General features: G+C 65.0%; 23 protein-coding genes and 1 tRNA gene. 4 read left to right on the forward strand and 20 right to left on the reverse strand.

The annotated features are described in order from the left end of the window. On the forward strand, positions 1–1,699 hold a 1,699-nt coding region (locus EOA75_RS08440), incomplete at its 5' end, for a phosphatidylserine/phosphatidylglycerophosphate/cardiolipin synthase family protein (RefSeq protein WP_164747320.1). A 1-nt stretch (position 1,700) separates the two neighbouring features. On the opposite strand, the gene EOA75_RS08445 is transcribed toward EOA75_RS08440, so the two are convergent. The 10 genes from EOA75_RS08445 to rsfS form a co-directional block, all read right to left on the reverse strand. Next, complete coding sequence (locus EOA75_RS08445) at positions 1,701–2,960, reverse strand: D-amino acid dehydrogenase (RefSeq protein WP_127324059.1); 1,260 nt, start codon at positions 2,958–2,960, stop codon at positions 1,701–1,703. A 21-nt stretch (positions 2,961–2,981) separates the two neighbouring features. Next, positions 2,982–3,512 (reverse strand): nucleoside-diphosphate kinase, encoded by a 531-nt coding sequence (locus EOA75_RS08450; protein WP_127324060.1) that lies wholly within the window; start codon positions 3,510–3,512, stop codon positions 2,982–2,984. Next, on the reverse strand, positions 3,509–3,928 hold the full coding sequence (gene rnk / locus EOA75_RS08455) for a nucleoside diphosphate kinase regulator (RefSeq protein WP_127216285.1): 420 nt from the start codon (positions 3,926–3,928) through the stop codon (positions 3,509–3,511). Before rnk ends, EOA75_RS08450 begins: the two co-directional genes overlap by 4 nt. 271 nt (positions 3,929–4,199) lie before the next feature. Continuing rightward, a complete protein-coding gene (gene alr, locus EOA75_RS08460) occupies positions 4,200–5,342 on the reverse strand; it encodes an alanine racemase (RefSeq protein WP_245466591.1) in 1,143 nt (380 codons plus the stop codon). Between the two features lie 200 nt (positions 5,343–5,542). Next, complete coding sequence (locus tag EOA75_RS08465) at positions 5,543–6,058, reverse strand: RNA pyrophosphohydrolase (RefSeq protein ID WP_067319545.1); 516 nt, start codon at positions 6,056–6,058, stop codon at positions 5,543–5,545. A gap of 51 nt (positions 6,059–6,109) precedes the next feature. Further along, positions 6,110–7,309: a divergent polysaccharide deacetylase family protein gene (locus tag EOA75_RS08470; RefSeq protein WP_127324061.1), complete on the reverse strand. Its 1,200-nt coding sequence runs from the start codon at positions 7,307–7,309 to the stop codon at positions 6,110–6,112. Between the two features lie 211 nt (positions 7,310–7,520). Next, entirely contained in the window at positions 7,521–8,852 is a 1,332-nt protein-coding gene (locus tag EOA75_RS08475; protein ID WP_067001610.1) for a S41 family peptidase, read from the reverse strand. A 1-nt stretch (position 8,853) separates the two neighbouring features. Then, positions 8,854–10,188, reverse strand: coding sequence for a murein hydrolase activator EnvC (locus tag EOA75_RS08480; protein WP_127324062.1), 1,335 nt, complete (start codon positions 10,186–10,188; stop codon positions 8,854–8,856). A gap of 147 nt (positions 10,189–10,335) precedes the next feature. Beyond that, on the reverse strand, positions 10,336–10,818 hold the full coding sequence (gene rlmH, locus EOA75_RS08485) for a 23S rRNA (pseudouridine(1915)-N(3))-methyltransferase RlmH (RefSeq protein WP_067001603.1): 483 nt from the start codon (positions 10,816–10,818) through the stop codon (positions 10,336–10,338). 61 nt (positions 10,819–10,879) lie between these two features. Beyond that, on the reverse strand, positions 10,880–11,257 hold the full coding sequence (gene rsfS, locus EOA75_RS08490; protein WP_059189846.1) for a ribosome silencing factor: 378 nt from the start codon (positions 11,255–11,257) through the stop codon (positions 10,880–10,882). A gap of 241 nt (positions 11,258–11,498) precedes the next feature. On the opposite strand from rsfS, the gene EOA75_RS08495 reads away from it, so the two are divergent. Further along, the gene (locus EOA75_RS08495; RefSeq protein WP_127324063.1) at positions 11,499–12,350 is read left to right on the forward strand and encodes a mechanosensitive ion channel domain-containing protein; all 852 of its coding nucleotides are present in this window, start codon (positions 11,499–11,501) and stop codon (positions 12,348–12,350) included. A gap of 5 nt (positions 12,351–12,355) precedes the next feature. Here EOA75_RS08495 and EOA75_RS08500 read toward each other — a convergent pair whose 3' ends face one another. The 5 genes from EOA75_RS08500 to obgE form a co-directional block, all read right to left on the reverse strand. Continuing rightward, positions 12,356–13,633: an MFS transporter gene (locus EOA75_RS08500; RefSeq protein ID WP_095799735.1), complete on the reverse strand. Its 1,278-nt coding sequence runs from the start codon at positions 13,631–13,633 to the stop codon at positions 12,356–12,358. A gap of 82 nt (positions 13,634–13,715) precedes the next feature. Beyond that, the gene (locus tag EOA75_RS08505; RefSeq protein WP_067001594.1) at positions 13,716–14,303 is read right to left on the reverse strand and encodes a nicotinate-nucleotide adenylyltransferase; all 588 of its coding nucleotides are present in this window, start codon (positions 14,301–14,303) and stop codon (positions 13,716–13,718) included. Positions 14,304–14,552: 249 nt separating this feature from the next. Then, positions 14,553–15,839 carry a glutamate-5-semialdehyde dehydrogenase gene (locus EOA75_RS08515; protein ID WP_127324064.1) on the reverse strand — a complete coding sequence of 429 codons (1,287 nt, stop codon included), beginning with the start codon at positions 15,837–15,839 and terminating at the stop codon, positions 14,553–14,555. A gap of 18 nt (positions 15,840–15,857) precedes the next feature. Further along, entirely contained in the window at positions 15,858–17,015 is a 1,158-nt protein-coding gene (gene proB / locus EOA75_RS08520) for a glutamate 5-kinase (RefSeq protein WP_127324065.1), read from the reverse strand. Continuing rightward, positions 17,012–18,049 carry a GTPase ObgE gene (obgE, locus tag EOA75_RS08525; protein WP_095824116.1) on the reverse strand — a complete coding sequence of 346 codons (1,038 nt, stop codon included), beginning with the start codon at positions 18,047–18,049 and terminating at the stop codon, positions 17,012–17,014. Before obgE ends, proB begins: the two co-directional genes overlap by 4 nt. A gap of 148 nt (positions 18,050–18,197) precedes the next feature. Between obgE and EOA75_RS08530 the strand changes: the two genes are divergently transcribed. Next, complete coding sequence (locus EOA75_RS08530; RefSeq protein ID WP_127216569.1) at positions 18,198–19,061, forward strand: endonuclease/exonuclease/phosphatase family protein; 864 nt, start codon at positions 18,198–18,200, stop codon at positions 19,059–19,061. A gap of 154 nt (positions 19,062–19,215) precedes the next feature. On the opposite strand, the gene EOA75_RS08540 is transcribed toward EOA75_RS08530, so the two are convergent. The 3 genes from EOA75_RS08540 to rplU all read right to left on the reverse strand — a co-directional run bounded on the left by EOA75_RS08540 (position 19,216) and on the right by rplU (position 21,015). Then, positions 19,216–19,803: a GNAT family protein gene (locus tag EOA75_RS08540; RefSeq protein WP_067319564.1), complete on the reverse strand. Its 588-nt coding sequence runs from the start codon at positions 19,801–19,803 to the stop codon at positions 19,216–19,218. A 125-nt stretch (positions 19,804–19,928) separates the two neighbouring features. Then, positions 19,929–20,198: a 50S ribosomal protein L27 gene (gene rpmA, locus EOA75_RS08545; protein ID WP_040991608.1), complete on the reverse strand. Its 270-nt coding sequence runs from the start codon at positions 20,196–20,198 to the stop codon at positions 19,929–19,931. A 100-nt stretch (positions 20,199–20,298) separates the two neighbouring features. Beyond that, on the reverse strand, positions 20,299–21,015 hold the full coding sequence (gene rplU, locus EOA75_RS08550; protein WP_067001574.1) for a 50S ribosomal protein L21: 717 nt from the start codon (positions 21,013–21,015) through the stop codon (positions 20,299–20,301). A 316-nt stretch (positions 21,016–21,331) separates the two neighbouring features. Between rplU and EOA75_RS08555 the strand changes: the two genes are divergently transcribed. Then, positions 21,332–21,421: transfer RNA gene (locus EOA75_RS08555), tRNA-Ser, on the forward strand. A gap of 101 nt (positions 21,422–21,522) precedes the next feature. Here EOA75_RS08555 and EOA75_RS08560 read toward each other — a convergent pair. Continuing rightward, entirely contained in the window at positions 21,523–22,062 is a 540-nt protein-coding gene (locus tag EOA75_RS08560) for a sulfotransferase (RefSeq protein ID WP_347404246.1), read from the reverse strand. Between the two features lie 564 nt (positions 22,063–22,626). Beyond that, a partial coding sequence (locus tag EOA75_RS08565; protein WP_164747322.1) for an RQC domain-containing protein occupies positions 22,627–23,520 on the reverse strand: 894 nt, incomplete at its 5' end.

Here is a 23,520-nt window from a genome sequence, read left to right on the forward strand (position 1 = left end):
GTCCGCACCCAAGACCTTCAGCTTCTCCGGCCTGCAGGCGCGCTCGGTCGAGATCGTGCTCCGCCAGGTCGGCCCGCAAACGGTCGTGATCGGCGGCAGCTGCGACGGATCGCTGGCGATGCGCATCTCGGGCCGGTCGCGGACAATTGCCAAAGGTGCCGCGTTCCATCTCAGCCTGCCGGCGACCGAGACATCTGCCAGCCTGTTTCCAAGCGAAGCGCTCACCCGTTGCGATCTCACCGTCAGCTCCAGCCTCGCGCCGTCCGGCGCGAAGCTGACCATCCTGCGCGAGGAGGCCGCCGACCCATGGATCACGGCACTCGACAGCCGCTATGATCGTTGTCCGGTGCCAGATCCGGCCGGGCTCGAAGCGCTCGACCGCGCCTTTTATGCCGGTCGCTGGCTGTCGCAGACCTGCGCGCTGCCGCTCAGGTCGCCGACCTTGCTGCGCAAATCGCGCGACGGCTTCAATTCCAAGGTCGAGGCGCTGCTCGGCAAGACGCTGCCCGACAGCGCCTTCGACAAGGCCGATCCCGAACTGCCGCTCGATTTCTCCAACGCGCCGAGACTCAAGCTGATCTATCTGTCGTCGCTGGAGTTCAAGGCGGACTTTTCCGGCCGCATCATGGAGCGGCTGATCCGCCACCACGCGGCGCTCGGCACCAAGGTACGCATCCTGGTCACCGACGTGCTGGAGCGCGACAAGGACGACGCCCTGCTGCATCGGCTGGCGGCGGAGTTTCCCAATGTCCAATTGCAGGAATATCGCTGGCAGGCCGATCACGGCGCGCCGATCGACGAGCAGCTCTCGCAGCTGCACAAGACCCATCACATCAAGATGCTGGCGACCCTGGCCGAGGAACCCGGCCGCTCGCGCGTCATCATCGGCGGCCGCAACATCCATGACGGGTTCCTGTTTCATAAGCCGATCGACCTGTCGCGCTACCCTCAGCTGCAGCAATACGGCAAGACCGACGGCTTCTCGCTCAACTACTATTCCAACTGGAGCGACTTCGACATCGAGATCGCCGACCCGGTGACGGTCGAAACGCTGGCCGCGCATTTCTCGACCGTCTGGCTGCGCGATGCCGACACCAATCTGTCACGGCCGTTTTCCATTCCGGTTCGTTCCGGTGGCCATCCGCAAGGCGTGGTGCGGCACTTCATTTCCGTGCCTTACGCGGACGGGCATGCACTGGAAAACTACTTCGTCGAACTGATCGACACCGCCGAGCATCGCATCGAGATCGTGAATCCCTATCTCAACCTCACGCCCAGTATCGCGAGAGCATTCGATCGGGCGCTGGCCCGCGGCGTCAAGATCGACGTCGTCGGGCGCATCGATCTCAAGGGCGACATAGGCGGCCGCTTCCTCACCGCGCTCAACAAGCTATTCGTGGAGAAATATGGCGACCGCATCAACATCCGCGAATTCAAGGCGCCCGACGTGGTGCTGCATTCCAAGATCATGATGATCGATCAGCGCCTGGTGACGATCTCCTCGGTCAACCTCAACAATCGCAGCTTCGTCCACGACTCGGAAAACGGCATGATGGTGCTCGATCCGGCCTTCTACCGCCGCATGAAGTCGGTCTATGACGATTATCTCGCCCATTCGCAGCCGGTCGCCACCAATGTCACGATCGGCTGGGCTTACCGGCTGCTGTTCAGCAATGGGTGGGTGAAACAGGCCTTTTAAATCAAGCCTTGATGTAGCGGTCCGGGCTGAGGTCGAGCGCGTTGATCTCCGGCACCCGGTTGGAAATGATATCGGCAAGCACTTTCGCCGAGCCGCAGGCCATGGTCCAGCCCAGCGTGCCGTGGCCGGTGTTGAGATAGAGGTTGGACAATTCGCTGCGCCCGACCAGCGGCGGCCCGTCGGGCGTCATCGGCCGCAAGCCACACCAGAAACTCGCCGCCTTGAGATCGCCGCCGCCCGGAAACAGGTCGCCGACGGAGTGCTCGAGCGTGCGGCGGCGCGATTCATGCAGACGAAGGTCGAAGCCCGAAATCTCCGCGGTGCCGCCGACGCGGATGCGGTCGCCGAGCCTGGTGATCGCCACCTTGTAAGTCTCGTCCATGATGGTCGACACCGGCGCCGCCGCCGCGTCCGTTATCGGCACCGTGATGGAATAGCCTTTGACCGGATAGACGGGGATCGGCCGTTTCATCTTGCGCATGAAGGGAGCCGAATAGCTGCCAAGCGCCATCACATAAGCCTCCGCCGTTCGCCAGCCCTTGTCGGTGCCGACCTGGACGACGCGGTTTCGGTTCCTGACGACGCGCCGGATGCTCGTGCCATATTCGAAGGCGACACCGCGCGCCACGCAAAGCTCGGCCAGCTTGTCGGTGAACATCTTGCAGTCGCCGGTCTCGTCGCCGGGCAGCCTCAGCCCACCGACGAATTTTTCCCGCACACCGGCCAGCGCCGGCTCGGCCGCGATGCAGCCGTCCCGGTCGAGGAGCTCGTAGGGAACGCCATATTTTTTCAGCACCTCGACATCGCCGCCGGTGCCGTCGAGCTGCTTCTGCTTGCGGAAGAGCTGCAGCGTGCCCTTGGCTCGCTCGTCATAGCTGATGCCGATCGTAGCGCGTAGCGCCTTCAGCGTGTCGCGGCTGTACTCGGCCAAGGGCACCATGCGCGACTTGTTCAGCGCATAGCGCTGGGCCGTGCAGTTGCGCAGCATCTTCAAGAGCCATGTCCACATATGCCGATCGAAGGCCGGCCGCACCACCAGCGGTCCGTATTTCATCAACAGCCATTTGACGGCTTTCACGGGAATGCCGGGCCCGGCCCATGGCGAGGCATAGCCCGGCGACACTTCGCCGGCATTGGCGAAGCTGGTCTCCAGCGCCGGTCCCTGCTGCCGGTCGATCACCGTGACTTCATGGCCAGCCTCGGCAAGGAAGTAGGCGGTGGTGATCCCGATCACACCGCCGCCCAGCACCAGGACTTTCATTCTATTGCTCCCTCAAACCGATCATGCCGCCGAAGGGCCGGGATCGTCGCCTTCTGTCTGCCGGATTTTGCCGCCCCCGCCAAGGGGCCAACGATCGCCTGCGGCGCTGTACACCAGCCTCGGGCCAAGGGGTCGCTGTGCGGCAGTCCGAGCCGCCTGATGCTCGGCCTCCGGCTGGTAGGCCACATCCTCGAGAAGGATGCGCTCGCGGCTGCCGTCGGGGCGCTCGGCCACTACCGACTGGCCCGCCCTCATGCCGAGCAGGCAGAGGCCGCGCCAGGTGCCGAGCGGCAGGCCGAATCCGACAGGAGCGGAGGCGTCGCCCAGCATCAACGTCCTCGTCTCCGGGGCTCCGTCGTTGATCCGGAAGACTACCCGGCTGTTCAGCGTGGCGATGTCGGGCTCGACCATGCCGGCCGGGATGATGTTGCTCTCGGCGAGCTTGCGTTCGAGCATCGGCACGATTGCGTCGGCAAAGGCGCGCCGGCGCATCAGCATCGCTTCGAGAACCGCGAGATCCTTCGGCGTGAGGCGATAGATGGTCCTGGTCATGGCACTCTCCGCGACGCGGATTGCTCGACCGCGTGGATGGTCGCCGAAAGCACCCGGCCGTCGCGGCTTCGCCAGGAGACTGCCCGGCCGGCACGCGCGCCGATCAGCGCGGTTCCGAGCGGCGTCAGCACCGAGATGCGTTTTTCGGCGATGTCGGCCTCGGCGGGATAGACTAGCGTGACGCGCTGAACGCTTCCTTCCCCGTCGTGAAGCGTCACCGTCGTGCCCATCCGCACGACATCCGCTGGCATCGCCGCTTCGGCGGCGATCCGCGCGCGGTCCATCTCGGCGAGCAGGTCCTCGGCCATCTCGGGCGTCCGCTCGAGAAAGGCTCTGGCAAGGCCGCTGAGCCGGTCGTGGTCCGCGTCGCTGACGACGATCGTGTTTCGGGAACGCGATTGGGTTGTGGCATTCATGGCAAACCTCCTGGATTTGCACGTCGACGAACCGACGCGCGCTGCAGCCCGCTCAAAGGCGGCGACGAAGAGCCGACAGCCGCGAAAGGCTGGCTGGCTCGATGACGATGTCAGGAATTCAAATGCCCCGGCTCGGCGGTCGCCAACACGACCGCGCCGGGGCTACGCTCCCGCGATGGGGCAAACCCTGAAAAAGGTTCTGCTATGGGCGAGGTTGCTCATGCCTCGACCCTTGCCGAGATGCATCGGCTTGTCAAGCAAGCCGCCCCTTTCACCCGCCGATGTAGCGGCGGTGAAAGCGCGCACCCAAGCTGGCCAGCACCTCGTAGCCGATGGTTCCGGCATGTGCGGCCGCGTCGTCGAGGCTTTGCGACGGCCCGATGAGCTCGACGAGGTCGCCCTCGCCCAGTTGATCGACCGGAAGCGCTGAAATGTCGAGGACAATGGAATCCATCGATACCCGCCCGACGAAAGGCAGCCGCACGCCCTCAAACCAGGCGGCCGACGCCGCGCGCCGGTGCCAGCCATCGGCATAGCCGAGCGAGATTGTCGCCAGCCTGAGCGGTCCGCGCGCATGATGGGTGTGGCCGTAGCCGACGCCGGCGCCGTCTTCGACGTTGCGCGTCTGAGCCACCTTCGCCTGCAGCCGGACCACCGGCAGCATCGGGTTCGCCTCGCCCGGCGTCGGGTTGATGCCGTAGAGCGCCGCGCCCGGCCGCGCGAGGTCGTGGTGGTAGGCCGATCCGAGAAAGATGCCGGACGAATTGGCAAGCGAGGCCGGCGCCTTGGGCAGCATCCCGCGCAGCCGCTCAAACGCGAGCCGCTGCGCTTCGTTGGCAGGATTGCGCGGCTCGTCTGCGCAGGCGAGATGGCTCATCACCAGGCGGATGTCGATGCCGCCGAAAGCATCCGCCGCGAGCGCCTCGACGTCAGCCGGCGGCATGCCGAGCCGTGACATGCCGCTGTCGACCTGAACAGCGGCCGGCAGCTTTCGGCCGGCGGCAAGCGCCGCTTCACGCCACGCTCTCAACTGAGCGGTGCTGTTGATGACAGGATGAAGCCCAGCCGCGATCGCTTCCGGCTCGGAGCCCGGCGGCAGGCCGTTGAGCACAAAGATCTCATGTCCGGGTCCAAGCGCCTTGCGCAGCGCGATGCCCTCGCCGAGCAGCGCGACGAAGAAGATCTCGCAGCCTTCCTTCATCAGCGCCGATGCCACCTGTGCCGCGCCGAGGCCATAGCCGTCGGCCTTGAGCACGCCGGCGCAGCGCACGCCCGCCAGCCGCGCCTTCAGCCGCCGGTAGTTCTCGCGGATGGCGCCAAGATCGATGGTCAGGATCGCGCCGGCTGCGGTTTCGCTGGGCATAAAGCCGCTGGTGGCGGTCGTTTGCGGCAAAGACGTTTTGGTGCCGGTCATCGGGGCAATTGCGTCAGACAAAGACGGGTCACACTTGTTGCGGAGCTGCTTGCTTCTCGACGCCGGCGAAGTGCGCTTGTCGCGCGTCGTTCATGTTTGCCTCTTTGCCTGCGGCGCATCTGCATCAACAAAGCATGATCTCGACTACGGTGCCAACCTCTTCGCTAACCGAACTTAGTTGGAAGCGCGCCTGCCATCGCCTAGCGAGCAAGATGCTGGAACGCGGCCACCACCTGCTCGTAGACCTTGCGCTTGAACGGCACGATCAGGTCGGGCAGCTCCCGCATCGGCCGCCATGCCCATTGGTCGAATTCGGCCTTGTGGCCGCCCGGCGGCGGATTGATCTCAATCTCGCTCTCGTCGCCCTCGAAGCGGTAGGCGAACCATTTCTGCGTTTGGCCGCGATAGCGGCCCTTGAAGGCGACGCCGACCAGATGCGGCGGCAGGTCGTAATTGATCCAGTGCGGCGCTTCGGCAAGCAGCGACACGCTGCGCATACCGGTCTCCTCGTAAAGCTCCCGCTCCGCCGCCGGGAGCGGCTCCTCGCCCTCGTCGATGCCGCCCTGCGGCATCTGCCAGAGTTTCGTGGTGCCGGAGAATTCGCTGTCCGGCTCGGCGATGCGATGCCCGACCCAGACCAGCCCGGCCGGGTTGAGGATCATCAGCCCGACGCAAGGGCGATAGGGCAGCGTTTCGGGATCGATCTTCTTGGCCATCGTTCAGATTTCCAGCCGTTTTGGAGATGCATTCAGGCGAAAGGGTCGGCGTCAGCCTTTTTGCGGATCGATCGCCACCGCCGAAATCGGCACGATCTCGATGCCGCGCTTCTTTGCTTCTGCCACCCAGGACGCAACCGTGTCGACGGTGATATCGAAGGCCGAGCCGATGCCGACGGCGCTGCCCTTGGCGCGTGCCGTCGCCTCGAGGCTGTCCAGCTTCTTGAGGATTTCGCCGCGGTCCTGCACCGCGTCGATCGCCATGTCGCCGGCGACGAACGGGACGCCATCCTTCAGCGCGAGGTCGGGCGCCAGGCTCCGCGCGGAGGAGCCGTCGTCGACATAGGCGAGCCCGCGCTTGCCGAGCTCAGCCATGAACGGGCCCATCGCGTTTGCATCAGCCGAGAAACGCGCGCCCATATAGTTCATGACCCCGGTATAGTTGGTCGTCCTCGACAGCGCCCAGTGCAGGCTCTTCAGGTTCTCGTCCGGACTCGCATCGACCGTCAGCGTGTTGCGTCCCGGATTGACGCTGGGATAGTCGAACGGCTCGAGCGGTATCTGCATGACGATCTCATGTCCGCTCTGGCGCGCCGCCTTCATCCAGCGGTCGATGCTGTTGCCCTGCGGCGCGAAAGCCAGCGTCACCTCGGCGGGCAATTTGGCGATCGCGGCCTGCGTGCCGGTCTGGGAGACGGCGAGCCCGCCGATGACGATCGCCACGCGCGCGCCGCGCGCTCCGGACCAGGGCCGCGCATAGACGTCGAACGGTCGCCGGCCATCGGCGGAGCGCACCGGCAGCGGGCCGCCGTCGCTCGCCTCGATCAGCGCCCTGTCGGGAATATGCGCGACCTTGAGATTCTGGCTGAGTGTGGAAGGATCGCGGATGACGATACCGGCCTTCGGCGGACCATCGCCCTCTTCAGACTGGACATGGATGATTTGCGGGCCATCGCTCTTCATCGGCGTGCTCGCATTGGGCTTCGCCGCCGCCACCTCGGCCGGTGCCGGCGTCGGCGCCGGTGCCGGCGCGGGAGCCGGCGCCACGATTACCTTCGGCGTCGAAACGGCCGTCTCTTGCGGTTTGCGGAAAGGTTTTTCACGCAACGCGATCGCACCGGAAATGCCGACCACGGCGAAGATAGCGACCGCAGCGCCAAGCGTTGCGGCGCCGAAGGTGCGCGAGGCAGGGCGCTCTGGCCGGAGCGTCTGTCCGAGCGGGCGTTCGATGTCCTTGCCGATGTCAGCCAAGCCGCATCCTCAGGCCCGTGACGCGGCTGATCTGATCAGCGCAGCTGATCGAATCGTCAGCGCTCACGCGCAAATTCAAAACCTTAGGCGACGCAGCGCCCGTTGCCGAACCAACCTGTCCCCGAATCAAACTGCCGGAACCTCGCGGTCCCGGCAGCATTGCATCGCTTCGGTCGGCCGGCCAGAGCGATTTGGCCCGGCCCCCCCGTCTTTACTGGTTCAGCACAGCCTTGTCCGGGTTCGGCGGGAAGGCCGGATCGGTCTTTTGGCCGCGCAGCAGCTGTTCGGCATAGATCAGCTGCAGGTCGTCCTTCGGCTCCGGCGGCACATAGGCGGCCGAGCCCGAGCCGGTCGAGCTCTCGTCGGCCCCCTTGATGTGGCCCTTGAGGTCCGATTCGCCGCGGGTCAGGTCCCTGCCCTGCAGGTCCGGCGGCAGCGGCTGCTCGACCTTGATGTCGGGCGTGATGCCCTTGCCCTGGATCGACTTGCCCGACGGCGTGTAATAGAGCGCGGTGGTGAGCCTGAGCGCGCCATTCTCGCCGAGCGGGATGATGGTCTGCACCGAACCCTTGCCGAACGACTGCGTGCCGACGACGGTGGCGCGGCGCAGATCCTGCAGCGCGCCGGCGACGATCTCGGACGCGCTTGCCGAGCCGCCATTGACCAGCACGATCAGCGGCTTGCCGCCGATGTCGTCGTTCTGCTTCGGCTTGGCGTCGAAGCGGGTAACGTCCTTCGGATCGCGGCCGCGGGTCGAGACGATCTCGCCGCGCTTCAGGAAGGCGTCCGACACGCTCACCGCCTGGTCGAGCAGGCCGCCCGGATTGAGGCGCAGGTCGAGTACATAGCCCTTCAGCTTGTCGTTGGGCACCTGCTTCTTGATGTTCTCGATGGCGTTCTCGAGATCGTCATAGGTCTTCTCGGTGAAGGAGGTGATCTTCATGTAGCCGATGTCGTTCTCAACCCGGTATTTCACCGCCTTGACCTTGATGATGTCGCGCACGACCGTCAACTCGATCGGCTTGTCGGCGCCCTGGCGCAGGATGGTGAGCTTGATCGGCGTGTTGACCGGGCCGCGCATCTTCTCGACCGCGTCATTGAGGGTGAGGCCGCGCACCTCCTCGCCGTCGATCTTGGCGATATAGTCGCCGGCAAGCACGCCCGCCTTTGCGGCCGGCGTGTCGTCGATCGGCGTGATCACCTTGACCAGGTCGTTCTCCATCGTGACCTCGATGCCGAGGCCGCCGAACTCGCCCTTGGTCTGCACACGCATATCCTGCGCCTGCTCGGCATTCATGTAGGACGAGTGCGGGTCGAGCGAAGCCAGCATGCCGTTGATGGCGTTCTCGACCAGCGACTTGTCGTCCGGGGGCGTCACATATTGCGCGCGCACGCGCTCGAAGATGTCGCCGAAGATCGCCAGCTGCTTGTAGGTCTCGGAACCCGCAGCATTCGCCGCCGAGCCAGGTGCGCCGTAGACCAGGCTCATTGCCGATGCGCCCATCAGCGCGCCGGCAAACAGAAGCGACAATTTCCGCATCATTTCACGTCCTTCCAGAAAATCGGTCCGCCCACCAGGGGTTCGGATCGACGGGTTTTCCATCCTTGCGGAACTCAACATAGAGCTCCGGCGTCGCATTTCCATTCTGCGAGGCCGAGGTGCTAGCCACCCGGGCCTCTCCCATCGCGCCGATCGGCTCTCCTGCGAGCACCGACTGTCCGGTCGCGACGCTGATTCTGCTCATCCCCGCCAGGACGACATGATACCCATCGCCCGCATTGAGGATCAAGAGTTGACCATAGGAGCGAAACGGCCCCGCATAAAGAACGTTTCCATCCGCCGGCGCGGTGACGATGGCCCCCGATTGTGTCGCAACCATGTCTCCCTGCATCATTGCGCCATTGCCGTCGTCGGTGCCGAAGCGCCGTTTGATCTTGCCGATGACCGGCAGCGCGATCTGGCCCTGGAGCGCCGCGAACGGGGCGGAAGCGGTTAAACGATTGCCCTCCGGCACCGGCGGCGCGGCGGGTTCCGCCGTCGATGCGGTCGTGTCGGCGTCCGCCGATTTCCGATCGGCCGCCTTGGCCTGGTCGGCCGCCTTGCGCGCCTTGTCGGCCTCGAGCGAGGCGATGAGGTCCTTGAGGCTGCTGGCCTTGTCCGCCAGCTGCTGCGAGCGCTGCCGCTCTGCTGCCAGGGCCGCTTCGGTATCGGCCTGCAGCTTCTGCTTGGCCTCGAGCAGCATGGTCAGTCGTTTCTTTTCCGCCGTCTGCTCGGTGACTGCAGCGGTAAGCCGCGCGCGTTCGGCCTCGATCGAGGCCGTCACCCGGGTCTGTTCCTTGAGATCGGCGAGCAGCCTGTCGGTCTGCTGGCGCAATTCCGGCACCACGGCGCCGAGCAGGATGGCACTGCGCACCGACGACAACGCGTCCTCCGGCTTGACCAGGATCGCCGGTGGCGGATTGAGCCCCATGCGCTGCAGCGCGCCGAGCACCTCGGCAAGTACGTCGCGCCGCGCCGCCAGCGAAGCGTGCAGCTTCTCTTGCTCGGCTTTCAGTCCTTCCAGTTTGGCGCCGATGTCCTCGATGTCCTGGCCGAGCTTCTGCTCGGTCATCGCCGACTGGATCAGCGCCGCACTGATCGAGGCATGGTCCTTCTTGACCGTCGCGACGTCGGCGGCAAGCTTGGCCAGCCGCTCGGAGGACAACGAGATTTCCTTGGAGACCTGCTCGTATTCGACCCGGCTCTTGTCGGGGTCCGGCGGGACATCGAGCGAATTTTCCGCGGCCATAGCCGGCCCGAGCGCGATCAGCGCGGCGACAAGTGTCAAGCCGCAGCGGCTGCGCCAGGCGCGCGTTCTCGAATTCCAGCCTTCAGACATCAGGCCTCGACTCTATCCGCCGCTTCGTTAACGAACCATCAACCATGTTGGAGCACCCGCAACAACCGTGATGTCAGTTCATTGAGGCGGAAATCGGTGCAAGCGGACGTGATCCCCAGCTTTCGGGGTCACAGCGCGAACGATGACTCACGAGCGGTGATAGGGATGCCCGGCAAGGATGGTGGCGATGCGATAGAGCTGTTCGCCGAGCATGACGCGCACCAGCTGATGCGGCCAGGTCAGCGCTCCGAACGACAACACCAGATCGGCCTCTTCGCGCAAGGATTTGTGATGGCCGTCCGCGCCGCCGATCGCGATGACCAGCGCCTTGCGACCGCTGTCGCGCAACTGGCCGATGCGGGCCGCCAGGTCCTCCGAGGACAGCGCCTTGCCGCGCTCGTCGAGCAGGAACAGCACGTTGCCTTGCTGCAGCTGACCCTGCAGCTTCTGGCCCTCCTCGCGGCGACGTTCGTCGGCGCTCTGGCCGCGGCTCTCGGATGTCTCGACAATGCCGGCAAATTCCAGCCCGACCGCGGGCCCGCTCTTGGCGAAGCGCTCGAAATAGCGGTCGGCGAGCTCTCTCTCGGGGCCGGTCTTCATCCGGCCCACGGCATGAACGGTGATCTTCATCCTCGCCTCGGCGAGCTCTCGATCGGCGCCGGACCGGAACGGTCACGGCCCGCGATACGGCTCAGTGCAAGGTCTCTTCCTCGAGATCCGGCGCCTGCCACATCTTTTCGAGATTGTAGAATTCGCGGACTTCGGGACGGAAGACATGGACGATGATGTCGCCGGAATCGATCAGGACCCAGTCGGCGCTGGCCAGCCCTTCGACGCGCGCCATGCCGAGACCGGCATCCTTGAGCGCCTTGAGGAGATGGTCGGCGACCGCCGAGACATGGCGGTGCGATCGGCCCGATGCGACGACCATATAGTCGCCGAGGCTCGATTTACCCTGGATATCGATTGAGACGATGTTTTCGGCCTTGGAGTCTTCCAGACTGGCAAGGACTGTCTTGATGGCGAGGGAGGCAGCATCGCTTCCGCTGATCCCGGCCGGCGAAGGCACGATATCGGCCTTCTTCCGCAGTGCTGTTCTCAGTGTGTTTCCTTTCCCAATAAGAACAACCAAATCACCCGGCAAATCAGGTGACCCTGCTTAGATAGGCAGAGTTCCATTGCAGTTTCAAGACGGGCGCGCTCTCAGGGCGGCCTCGGCAGGCCGGACAGGCCCTCGGAAGGCTGAAAAGAGCGGAACCCCTGCGCGCCGCATGGGTTATCGGCACACCGGACAAAGGGGATTCCCAACCATGCCAATCGACCCGCAGAGCGCCCTCATCACGATTCAGGCCGGGCTTGCGCAGCTCAGCTCGCTGATAGTCTCCTATTCCTTCTCGGCAATCGGTGCTGTGATCCTTCTGGTTGTCGGCTACCTCGTTGCCGGCCTTGCCGAGCGATCGATCTATGCCGGGCTCGGTCATATTCACGGTTTTGACGAGACGCTGCGCCACTTCTTCTCCCAGGTCGTCCGCTACGGCATCCTGATCCTTGTCGTTATCATGGTGCTCGGCCAGTTTGGCGTGCAGACGGCTTCGATCATCGCCGCGATCGGCGCTGCCGGCCTGGCGATCGGCCTTGCACTGCAAGGTACGCTGCAGAACATCGCCGCCGGCATCATGCTGCTTGCGCTGAGGCCCTTCCGCATCGGCGAATATGTGGAGGTCGGTGCGATCGCCGGCTCGATCGAGGAGATCGGCCTGTTCGCGACCAAGCTGCGCACTGTCGAAGGCATCTACATTCTGGCGCCCAACCAGACGCTGTGGAACCAGCCGGTACGGAATTTCACCCGCAACGGCGTCAGGCGCACCGATATCAGCTTGAGCATCGGTTCATGGACCGACATCGACCGCGGGCAGAAGACGCTGCTTGCCATCGCCAATGCCGAGAAGCGCATCCGGCGCGAGCCGGCGCCGATCGCCTTCATCGCAGGGCTTGGCGAGAGCACGGTTTCACTGACCCTGCGCTACTGGACTTCCGCGGCCGACTATTTCGCCACCCAGATCGACTTGACCAAACGCGCCAAGCTGGCCTTCGACAACGAGGGCATTTCGATCCCCCTGCCGCCGCCCGAGATACCGTCCCCGGAAGTCCGCAAGCAATAATCTCGTCAGGCCTTGGCCGGCTTTGTCGGCTCCTCCGACGCGAAGGCGAGCTCCACCGGCAGGGGCGTCTGCGCCGACATCGGCGCGAAGCTGCCGGTTGCGGCAGCGGGCATCGGTCGCGCCGCAAACACCCGCCACAGCACGAACAGGCAAAACGCGGAAGCGATGGCGATGCCGACATAGATGAAGGTCCCGGTGCCGAAGACGGCGGAAAGCGCCGTCACGATGCCGGGTACGATGAAGCCGGACAGCGACCAGGCAAAGAGCAGCGAACTCGACAGCGCCAGCAGCTCTTCCTTCCTGGCGCGGTCGGCGGCGTGGGCGCTGGACAGCGAATAGATCGATTCCGATGCACCGTCCCAGATCAGGTAGATCGCCACCAGGGCCATCAGCGCGCCGCCATCGAAGGCGATGGCGAGCAGGCTCGCCGCCACCGCCAGCGCCGCCGTGCCCGCCAGCACATAGCGGCGGTCGGTACGGTCCGAGAGCCAGCCGAGCGGTATCTGCAGGATCAGCGTGCCGACCGGCATCGCCGACAAGAGCAGCGCCACCTCTGCCTGGCTGTAACCCTTGGCGGTGGCGTGGATCGGCGCAAAACCGGAAATGATCATCGACAGGCCGCCCACCGCCAGCATGCCGACGACGCCGACTGGCGAGATCCTCCACGCTTGGCCGAGCGCCACAGAAGCGGCCTGCGGCGCGGGCGGCTGGGCAAGCCGCGTCATGCCCACCGGCAGGATGGACAACGCGGTGAAGGCGATGCCGATCAGCGGCGCCGCCGCCGTCTGGATGTCGATCGCGGCGAGCGTCGCATAACCGACGCCCAATCCGGCGATATAGGCGACGTAGAACACCGCCATCACCCGGCCGCGTATGGCGTTCGGCAAGGCGTCGTTGAGCCAGCTCTGCGCGACGATGAAAAGGCCGCATATGGCGAAGCCGTAGAGCGCCCGCGCCGCGATCCACAGCAGCGGCATCGGTCCGGCGCCGATCGCCACGTTGGAGAGCGCGATGAGCGCCGAAAGCACCATGAACGCGCGGGCATGGCCGACCCGGCGCACCAAGGGTCCGGTCAGGATGCAGCCGGCGAGCCCGCCGGCCGAAAGGCCGGTGACGATCAGTCCGGCCCAGGTCGGATCGAAACCATCGGCGCCGAGCCGCACCGGAATGAAGGCGAACATCAGCCCGTTGCCGATCGCGATCAGCGCCATCGACACGATGACGCTGGCAATGGCAATCAGCGGCGCCGATTGTCCGGGATCGGTTTGGGTCTGCGTCAGCATGCCCTCGCAGCTTGGCTGATCGGAACGCGATAGGCCGCCGTAAAAGCGACATCGCTCGGCCCCTTGTGGAAGAAGGGTGGCCTCAGCCCTTCGCCGCCTTGCGGATCGCGGTGGAGGAAAGCGACGAGCGCGGGCCGTGGATGAAGGTCCAGGCCGGCGCCCGCATGCGGGCGAGCAGCGGCGCGTCGCCTTCGTCGACGCGGGCATAGTCGAAGGTCTTGGCGACGACCGAGGACAGGAAGGAGAGCGTGGCGCCCGGTCGGTCGATGACCGCGATCGGGAAGGTCAGCACGATCTCGCGCCAGCGCTGCCAGCGATGGAAGTCGCGTAAGGAATCCGCGCCCATGATCCAGACGAAGTCGACGCCCGGATTGCGCGCCTTGACCAGCGCCAGCGTGTCCGCGGTATAGCGGACATGCTGCGCCGCCTCGAAGGCAGTAACCTTGATCTTCGGATTCCTGGCGATCTTTTCGGACAGCACGATGCGCTCGGCGAGCGGCGCCAGCTCGCGCGCGCTTTTCAGCGGATTGCCGGGCGTCACGATCCACCAGAGCTGGTCGAGGGCCAGCCTTCTCAGCGCAATCTCGGCGACCAGCGCGTGGCCCGCATGCGGCGGGTTGAACGAGCCGCCGAACAGGCCGACGGCCAGCCCTTTGCCGGCATGCGGCATGTGGAGATAGGGCGCGGGGACGGGCTGCTCGGGCTGGGAAAGCATGACGCTAGGCACCCCCCTCTGCCCTGCCGGGCATCCTCCCCGCCAGGGGGGAGATTGGCAGCTCCTTCGCAGTCGCAAATCTTGCAGTGTTGGCGACTGGCGAAACCGGGAAAATCAGCTGATCTCCCCCCTTGCGCGGGAGATGGCCGGCAGGCGGGAGGGGGGTGCCTAGGCGCAAGCTTCAGCCTCTTAGGGCAAGCGATATCAAGGCCTCACCTGCCCCGACCCGCGCACGCGGTACTTGAACGAGGTCAGTTGCTCGACGCCGACCGGTCCGCGCGCATGCATCTTGCCGGTGGCGATGCCGATCTCGGCGCCCATGCCGAACTCGCCGCCGTCGGCGAACTGTGTCGAGGCATTGTGCAACAAAATCGCCGAGTCGATCTCGCTGAAGAACTTGTCGGCCGCTTGCGCATCCTCGGCGACGATCGCCTCGGTGTGATGCGAGGAGAAGGTCTCGATATGCTCGATCGCGCCGGCCACGCCGTCGACCAGCTTCACCGCAATGATCGCGTCGAGATATTCCGTCACCCAGTCGGCGTCGGTCGCCGGGCTGGCATCGGCAAAGGCTTTCATCACCTCGACGTCGGCATGGATCTCACAGCCGGCCGCGTGCAACGCTTCCAGGATCGGCACCAGATGCGTGGACGCCACCGCGCGGTCGACGAGCAGCGTCTCGGCGGCGCCGCACACGCCGGTGCGCCGCATCTTGGCGTTGACGGCGATCTGGACCGCCATGTCGAGCTTCGCCGAACGATCGACATAGAGATGGCAGATGCCTTCGAGATGGGCAAAGACCGGCACGCGCGCCTCGGTCTGCACGCGCCCGACCAGGCTCTTGCCGCCGCGCGGGATGATGACGTCGAGATTGCCGGCTAGGCCCTTGAGCATCTCGCCGACCGCGGCGCGGTCGGTGGTCAGCACCAATTGGATGGCGTCTTGCGGCAGGCCGGCTGCCTTCAGCCCTTCGACCATGCAGGCATGGATAGCCGATGACGAATTGATCGAATCCGAGCCGCCGCGCAGGATCACGGGATTGCCGGCTTTCAGGCAGAGCGCGCCGGCATCGGCCGTCACGTTCGGGCGGCTTTCATAGATGACGCCGATGACGCCGAGCGGCGTGCGCACGCGCTCGATATGGAGGCCGTTCGGCCGGTCCCATTCGGCAATTACCTCGCCGACCGGATCCTTGAGCGCCGCGATGTCGCGAATGCCGTCGGCCATCGCCTTGATACGTGAGGGGTTGAGTTTCAGCCGGTCCATGAAGGAACCGGACAGCCCGGCTTCCTCGCCGTTCGACATATCGATGGCGTTGGCCTCTAGGATCGCCTGCTCGTTGCGCAGGATGGCGTCGGCCATCGCGGCCAAGGCGTCGTTCTTGGCCTTGGTCGATGCGACGGCCAACGGTCGGGCAGCGGCGCGGGCGCGGAAGCCGATATCGGCCATCAGCGCCACCGTATGTTCCCCGGATTTGTCATGCAGCTTCAGCATGGTTCATCCTCCGCTGGGTCATTCGTCGGCCAAAACTTGGTCGTCGGCCAATACTTGATCACTGGATCGGCTTACCACAAGGTCGTCGCGATGGATCATCGCCGAGCGCGCTTCATAGCCGAGCACATTTTCGATCTCGGCCGTCTTCAAACCCGCGATCCTTACGGCATCGGCGGCATCATAGGCAACCAGCCCGCGCGCGATCTCGCGGCCCTCGGGCGACAGGATCGCCACCGTGTCGCCGCGCGAGAAATTGCCGCTGACGAGCTTGACGCCGGCCGGCAGCAGCGACTTGCCCGATTTCAGCGCGCCGACAGCGCCGGCATCGACGGTGAGCCGCCCGGCCGGCTCCAACTGTCCCGCGATCCAGGTCTTGTAGCCCTTCACCGGGTTGGCGCTGGGCTTGAAGAGAGTGGCGCGCTCGCCGCGCTCGATCGCCATCAGCGGCGACAGGCGCGTGCCGGCGGTGATGATCATCGCGGTGCCGGCGGCGTTGGCGATCTTGCCCGCGTCGAGCTTGGTCCGCATGCCGCCGCGCGAGAGTTCCGAAGCGGCGGCGCCCGCCATCGCCTCGATGTCCGGCGTGATGCGGTCGACCACCGGAATGAACTTGGCTTGCGGGTCCTTGGCCGGCGGCGCCGTATAGAGTCCGTCGATATCGGAAAGCAGCACCAGAAGATCGGCGCCCATCATCGTCGCCACCCGCGCCGCCAGCCGGTCGTTGTCGCCATAACGGATTTCGGAGGTCGCGACCGTGTCGTTCTCGTTGATGACCGGCACCGCCTTCATCTTGAGCAAGGTCGAGATCGTTGCGCGGGCGTTGAGGTAGCGGCGGCGCTCCTCGGTATCGCCGAGGGTCAACAGAATCTGCCCGGATTTGAGCCCGTCCCTGCCCAGCGCATCCGACCAGGCGCCCGCAAGCGCGATCTGGCCGACGGCCGCCGCCGCCTGGCTTTCCTCGAGCTTCAGCGCGCGTTTGCCGAGCCCGAGAATGGTGCGGCCGAGCGCAATGGCGCCCGAGGAGACGACGAGCACCTCCGCGCCGGCATTGGCGAGCACCGCGATGTCCTCGGCTAAAGAGGTCAGCCAATCGCGCTTCAAGCCGGTCGCGCGGTCGACGAGCAGCGCCGAGCCGATCTTCACGGTTATGCGCCGGTATGATTTCAGCGATTTCATGGGTTTTGCCGCCAGCGCGTATCGACTGGAGCGGGAACGGCATCGCGTGCCTCGGCGACCACCGCCATCAGCGCGCGCTGCACAGCCTCGACGCCTTCGCCGGTGACGGCTGACAACAGCATCGGCGCGCGGCCGGCGGCGCGTTTCAGCGAGGCAGCCTTCTTCTTGCGCGCGTCCGCGTCGAGGATGTCGACCTGGCTGAGGGCGACGATCTCAGGTTTGTCGGCCAGCCCATGGCCATAGGCCGCGAGCTCGGCGCGCACGGTCTTGTAGGCCTTGCCGGGATTTTCCTCCTGCGCCGAGACGAGATGGAGCAGGACGCGCGTGCGCTCGACATGGCCGAGGAAGCGGTCGCCGATGCCGACGCCCTCATGCGCGCCCTCGATCAGGCCGGGGATGTCGGCCAGCACGAACTCGCGGCCGTCGATGCGGGCGACGCCGAGGCCCGGATAGAGCGTGGTGAAGGGATAGTCGGCGATCTTCGGCTTGGCGGCGGTGACGGCCGCAAGGAAGGTCGACTTGCCGGCGTTGGGCAGGCCGACGAGGCCGGCATCGGCGATGAGCTTGAGCCGCAGCCAGATGCTCAACTCCTCGCCCGGCTGGCCGGGATTGGCGCGGCGCGGCGCCTGGTTGGTCGAGGTCTTGAAATGCTGGTTGCCGAAGCCGCCATTGCCGCCCTTGGCGAGCAGAAAGCGTTGGCCGACCTCGGTCAAATCGCAGATCAGCGTCTCATTGTCCTCGGCGAATACCTGGGTGCCGGCCGGCACTTTGAGCGTCGCGTCGGCGCCCTTGGCGCCCGTCATGTTGCGGCCCATGCCGTGCATGCCGGTCTTGGCCTTGAAATGCTGCTGGTAACGGTAGTCGATCAGTGTGTTCAAGCCATCGACGGCTTCGACCCAGACATCGCCGCCTCGGCCACCGTCGCCGCCGTCCGGACCGCCGAACTCGATGAATTTCTCTCGGCGGAACGACATCGATCCGGCACCACCGTCGCCGGACCGGATGTAAACTCGGGCTTGGTCGAGGAATTTCATCGGATTTTCAGGTTTCTGCTATTGCGCTTGCGGGATTGCTCTAAACCAAGGTGGAGCCAAGGGCGAGGCCCGTTTGCAACTAAAGCGCCGGATGCACTTTAGCCAGGGGCGCGGTAGCACTGTTCGCGGGCGAGACCGGGAGGCGCGAATGAAGCTTGTCACTTACAATATCCAGTATGGCATCGGCCTCGACGGCAAATACGATGTCGACCGCATCGCCGACGCGGTGCGCGGCGCCGATGTCATCGCCCTGCAGGAAGTCACCCGCAACAACCCGCGCAACGGCGACCGCGACATGGTGGCCGAGATCGGCGAGGCGCTGCCGGACTATTTTGTCGCCTATGCCAGCAATTTCGAGGTCAATATCGGCTCGCGCCTGGATGCCGGCCGCGCCGTCACCCGCACCTTCCAGCTCGGCAACATGGTGCTGTCGAAGACGCCCATTCATCTGTCGCGTAATCTCCTTCTGCCGCGCAGCCGCAGCCTGGAGCGGATGAACTTCCAGCGCGGCGCGCTGGAGGCGCTGATCGAGACGCCGCTCGGCTTCATCCGCTTCTATTCCACCCATCTCGACCACCGTAGCCCCGTCGAGCGTCAGAGCCAGATCCGTTTCCTGCGCCAGCGCCTGCTCAACTACGCGCTGGAAGGCGGCGGCCTTTCCGGCATTCCCGAAATCGGCCTGCCGGACCTGCCCTATCCGGAAGCCTTCATCGTCATGGGCGACTTCAACATGCTGCCCGGATCGCCCGAATATGTCGAACTCGCCGGACGTCCGGACCATGAATTCGGCATGCCGCTCACCGCCGATCTCGCCGTCGATGTCGCCCAGCGCTTGGACGTTTCCGGCCTCTTCACCTGGATCGACCCCAATCGTCCCAACGATGCGGGCCGCCACAAATGCATCGACTACGTCTTCACCAGCGCTTCGCTCGCCGGCTCGCTGAAGCGCCTGTGGGCCGACCGGCAGGCGCGTGGATCGGACCACCTGCCGGTCTGGGTCGAATTGGGTTGAGTCGTCTTTGAGCGCCGACGCCTAGGCGTGTTGCTATTCAGGTCAGGCTGAGCCGAAAATGACGGCTTCCGAGAACCGGAGCGGAGCGTACTGAAAGTACGCGAGCACCGGAAGCGCAGGAAACCGTCCGGCCTCAACCTGAATTTCAACATGCCTAGAAGTGCACCCAGTTGCGCAGGCTCGTCCAGGTCTTGCGGTCCAGCCGGTAGCGCTCGACCGGCACCTGGCCGGCGACGATCGAGTTCAGCATGCCCTGGCCGGCATACTGAAAGCCGCACTTGTGGATGACGCGGCGCGATGCCGGATTGATGACCCTGGTCGAGGCATGCAGCACCTGGATCGAGGTCTTCTGGAAGGCAAGGTCGACCAGCGCGTGCGCCGCCTCGGTCGCATAGCCGCGCTTCCAGTAAGGCTCGCCGATCCAGTAGCCCAGCTCCAGCCCCCGATCGGTGGTATTCAACCCCGCGCAGCCGACGAAAGTGCCGGTGCCGGCGAGCGTCAGCGCATAGGCGATGCCGGCGCGGCGCGACGAGGCCATGGCGAGGAAGGCGCGGGCCTCGGCTTCGCCGTAAGGATGCGGCATGCGGGCCAGCATTTCGGCGACGTGACGGTTGTCGGCCAGAGCGACGAGTTGAGCGAGATCGCTCTCGCGCGGAGCGCGCATGACCAGGCGCTCGGTGGCGAGCACCGGGCAATCGATCGCGTAACTTTCGTCTTCGGTGTCTTTCGCTTCGGCAACCATTTTAGTCCTCCAGGGCAAAGAAAAATGAAAAAGGAGAGATGGAAGCCCATCTCTCCTGATCCTTTTCCTGGCCTGGCCAGACACCGGTTCCCGAGATGGGCGCCGGTGTTATGGTGCGGAACCGGCTACTCCGCTGCTTTGGTGATCGGGTTTACCGAGACGTAGGTTCGGCCGTTGGCTTTTTTGTTGAAGGTGACTGCGCCGGCTTCGAGCGCAAAAAGGGTGTGGTCCGTGCCCATGCCAACGTTGGTGCCCGGATGCCATTGCGTGCCGCGCTGACGAATGATGATGTTGCCGGCGACGACGGCTTCGCCACCGAACTTTTTCACGCCGAGACGCTTGGAGTGCGAATCGCGACCGTTGCGCGACGAACCGCCAGCTTTCTTGTGTGCCATCTAACTAACTCCGATGCGCCCTGAGGCGCTTGAATGGTCTTATGAACGCGTTCGCGTTCCGTTTCAAGTGCGTACCGGCGACGATTATCGCCGACCGTCCTTACTTCTTTTTCGCCAGCTCCTTGGCCTGCTCGCGCCAATCCTTGATCTGGTCGGCGCTGAACGGCATGTGCTCGTCGATCTTGGCGACATCCTTCTCGGTCAGCTTGGCCAGCTGCGCAAAGGTGACGATGCCCTGCTCGGCGAGATCCTTCGCCGCGACGGGACCGATGCCCTTGATCACGGTCAAATCGTCCGGCTCGCCCTTCGGTGCCTTGAACAGCGGCGCGGCCTTGGCCTCTTCGCTGGCGGGAGCTTCCTTGGGGGCGGCCTCTGCCTTGGCTTCCTTCTTGGCCTTGGCCTCCTTCGGAGCGGCTTCGGCCTTCGCCTCGGCGGCGACGTCTGCCTTGGCTTCGGGCGCCTTGGCCTCAGCCTTGGCGGTGGCCTTCTTCGACGGCTTGGCGCCGCCCAGCAGGATCTCGGAGATCCGGACGGTGGTCAGAAGCTGGCGGTGGCCGATCTTGCGGCGCGAATTCTGGCGGCGGCGCTTCTTGAAAGCGATGACGGTGCGGTTCTTGCCCTGCTCGACGACTTCCGCCGTGACCAGAGCGCCATCGACGAACGGCGCGCCGAAGGTGACATTCTCACCCTCGCCATGCGCGAGAACAGTGCCGATCTCGACGATCTCGCCGACCTTGGCTTCGACTTTCTCGATCTTGAGCAGATCGTTGGCGGCGACGCGATACTGCTTGCCGCCCGTTTTGATGACTGCGAACATTTTTTGCCTTTCGCTGTTCGGTCGGCCTCGATGAACCGCTTCAGGCGGTTCGGCCGTCTTTTTGTCAGTCTGCGGGTTCAAAAAACAAGCGGCGCGGAGAAGCCCCACGCCGGATGCGGGCTGTCCCTAACCGAAGGTCGCAAGGAAGTCAAGGCGAGCGGCCCTTGCTCCTGAGCATGCCGCGGGCCGCGCGCCGGTCCGTCGCCTCGCCGACGCTTTTTCAAGAAGCGGGAAATCGGTCGACTAGGGCCTTGTAACTGCGGCGGTCAGCCGTTATCTAGTGCGCCGCGCCGGCAACGGCCGACCATGACCTCGCGGAGAGGTGGCAGAGTGGTCGAATGCACCGCACTCGAAATGCGGCATACTCGCAAGGGTATCGGGGGTTCGAATCCCTCCCTCTCCGCCATCCTGCTTCGAGCTGCGCGCTTTCGCAGGACAAGCCTCAAATCCCTTAAGAGCGAGCGAGATAGCCTCCGAAGCCTTGGCGAAGGAGCGCGACAGTCGCCCTCAGCGATATCCGAAATAGGTCATCAGCTCCTGGGCCTCACCTGCCTCGAAACGCGAGGCGAATTCCGCAGGCAGCTTCGATCGCCAGCCGCCCCTGTAGTCGGTGATCGGTTGGTTGACCTGCGTCGAACGGCGAGCCGAATGCGCCGTGCGAACTCTTCTTGCCCTTCCCCAGACGACCGGATGCCGGTGATAGTCCAGGATGGCAGCATCGAAGGCCACATCCATGAAGCGGCATAGCCGTTCGATGGAGAGCGCAGGCGACTCGATAAAGTCCTCGTAGCGCCACAACATGGCCCCGCCCCTCTCGATGCAGAGCATCGAGGCCCTGCTGTCGGCGACCCACCTTTGGAAAGCTCTGTCGAAATCGCCCTCGTAGCGCTGCCCGAGCGATGCCACGACATCACGGCCATCGCGCGTCACCACAATGAAACGGGCGTCCGGGATCGTCTCGCGTATCTGACGGGTGTAATGAATATGCCCGGGGGTTTTCTCGACCCAGACGCTCCGGCGCGAAATCGCCGCCTCAAGCAAAAGCAAGCTTAGCTTAGTCCATCTGGCGCCTTTGTCCGAGACGAAAGCGCTTGTCTCCCGCGGAACACTGAAGACATCCGGATGCGCTGCCAATATCCGGGCGAGCAAGGTCGACCCGGTATGACCGCAACCACAGATGAATATTGAGGCCCTCGGCTTTGGAATAAGCCGTACCACACCCTTGTTCACAATTCTTGTTCCCCCGGAAAGACTTTATTCGAGCTGTTTGCCTCGAAGATTGCAACAGGAATGTTTCCACAGGAACGGCGCGGAACCACCGATCGGCGCCGTTCACATTTCAACGGCTCACCTTCGGCGATGCGCAACGAGCGCCCGCAGGGCCGCGGCACCATCGCCCGAAAATGACCGGCCGAGCATGAGCGCCAGCGTGCACGCTGGTGCGCGAGGCCGGCTTGCAGCCCTTGGACGCTGTGAGAACCATGGTCGGGGCCATCCAGGGCGCAACTTGAGAGCGGGCGTTGCGCGTCGGCTGCGGGCAATCATCGTTTGAATGCGTGATCCGGTTTGTAGGTTGGGCCGGACGAGCGTGATGCGCCGGCCGATTTTGCCTCAACCTGATCCGCCGGATTGATGCTCCGCAATCGCGCTCAAGAAGACCTCGCCGAATTCCTTGAGCTTGGCTTCGCCGACACCGTTCACCTCGGCGAAGGCAGCGAGGTCGCGCGGGCAGCGCTCGGCCATGGCGATCAGCGTGCGATCGGAGAAAACGACATAGGCCGGGACTTGGCGTTCCTTCGCCAGGCGCAGCCGCAGCGCCTTGAGCGTGGCGAGCAGCGCGGCGTCCAGGTCTTCGGCGTCCGCCGCTGCCTGGGCCGAACGCGCCTTGTCGCGCAGGGAACGGTGCCGCGTCTCGACGCGATACTCGAAGGCGATCTCGCCGCGCCCGAGCGCGCGGCCGCTCTCGGAAATGGCAAGGCCGCCATAGCCGTCCGGGTCCGGCACCAGGTACCCGCCCGCCACAAGCTGGCGGATCAGCGACAGCCACGCGGGTCGCTTGTGCGCCGCGCCGGTGCCGAAGCTGGCAAGCCTTTGATGACCTCGGGCCAGCACTTTCTCGGTCTCGTGGCCGAGCAGGATGTCGACGATGTGCGAGGCCCCGAACCGCTCGCCGGTTTGCGCGACGGCCGAAAGGATGATGCGCGCCTCGATGCTTCCGTCCGCGCGCGGCGCCTGGCTGAGGCAGTTGTCACAATTGCCGCAAGGCGAGGCGCCTTCGCCGAAATAGCCAAGCAGGACCTGGCGCCGGCATTGCGCCGTCTCACAATAGCCGATCAGCGTGTCCAGCCGGCCATGCGAGCGCCGCCTGTGCTCCGGCGACGCATCCTCGTCGTCGATGAACAGGCGCCGCGTGCGGATGTCGCCGAGGCCGTAGAGCATATGCGCCTCGGCCGGCCGCCCGTCGCGGCCGGCACGGCCGATCTCCTGGTAATAGGCCTCGAGGCT

Source organism: Mesorhizobium sp. M1A.F.Ca.IN.022.07.1.1 (assembly GCF_003997575.1).
GTDB lineage: Bacteria > Pseudomonadota > Alphaproteobacteria > Rhizobiales > Rhizobiaceae > Mesorhizobium.

Bases quoted from the DNA above. Each gene is read 5' to 3' on its own strand.
- EOA75_RS08445 (WP_127324059.1), bottom strand. From the start codon at position 2,960: ATGAAAGTCCTGGTGCTGGGCGGCGGTGTGATCGGGATCACCACCGCC.
- EOA75_RS08450 (WP_127324060.1), bottom strand. From the start codon at position 3,512: ATGACCAGGACCATCTATCGCCTCACGCCGAAGGATCTCGCGGTTCTC.
- rnk (WP_127216285.1), bottom strand. From the start codon at position 3,928: ATGAATGCCACAACCCAATCGCGTTCCCGAAACACGATCGTCGTCAGC.
- alr (WP_245466591.1), bottom strand. From the start codon at position 5,342: ATGACCGGCACCAAAACGTCTTTGCCGCAAACGACCGCCACCAGCGGC.
- EOA75_RS08465 (WP_067319545.1), bottom strand. From the start codon at position 6,058: ATGGCCAAGAAGATCGATCCCGAAACGCTGCCCTATCGCCCTTGCGTC.
- EOA75_RS08475 (WP_067001610.1), bottom strand. From the start codon at position 8,852: ATGATGCGGAAATTGTCGCTTCTGTTTGCCGGCGCGCTGATGGGCGCA.
- EOA75_RS08480 (WP_127324062.1), bottom strand. From the start codon at position 10,188: ATGTCTGAAGGCTGGAATTCGAGAACGCGCGCCTGGCGCAGCCGCTGC.
- rlmH (WP_067001603.1), bottom strand. From the start codon at position 10,818: ATGAAGATCACCGTTCATGCCGTGGGCCGGATGAAGACCGGCCCCGAG.
- EOA75_RS08495 (WP_127324063.1), top strand. From the start codon at position 11,499: ATGCCAATCGACCCGCAGAGCGCCCTCATCACGATTCAGGCCGGGCTT.
- EOA75_RS08500 (WP_095799735.1), bottom strand. From the start codon at position 13,633: ATGCTGACGCAGACCCAAACCGATCCCGGACAATCGGCGCCGCTGATT.
- EOA75_RS08505 (WP_067001594.1), bottom strand. From the start codon at position 14,303: ATGCCGCATGCCGGCAAAGGGCTGGCCGTCGGCCTGTTCGGCGGCTCG.
- EOA75_RS08515 (WP_127324064.1), bottom strand. From the start codon at position 15,839: ATGCTGAAGCTGCATGACAAATCCGGGGAACATACGGTGGCGCTGATG.
- proB (WP_127324065.1), bottom strand. From the start codon at position 17,015: ATGAAATCGCTGAAATCATACCGGCGCATAACCGTGAAGATCGGCTCG.
- obgE (WP_095824116.1), bottom strand. From the start codon at position 18,049: ATGAAATTCCTCGACCAAGCCCGAGTTTACATCCGGTCCGGCGACGGT.
- EOA75_RS08530 (WP_127216569.1), top strand. From the start codon at position 18,198: ATGAAGCTTGTCACTTACAATATCCAGTATGGCATCGGCCTCGACGGC.
- EOA75_RS08540 (WP_067319564.1), bottom strand. From the start codon at position 19,803: ATGGTTGCCGAAGCGAAAGACACCGAAGACGAAAGTTACGCGATCGAT.
- rpmA (WP_040991608.1), bottom strand. From the start codon at position 20,198: ATGGCACACAAGAAAGCTGGCGGTTCGTCGCGCAACGGTCGCGATTCG.
- rplU (WP_067001574.1), bottom strand. From the start codon at position 21,015: ATGTTCGCAGTCATCAAAACGGGCGGCAAGCAGTATCGCGTCGCCGCC.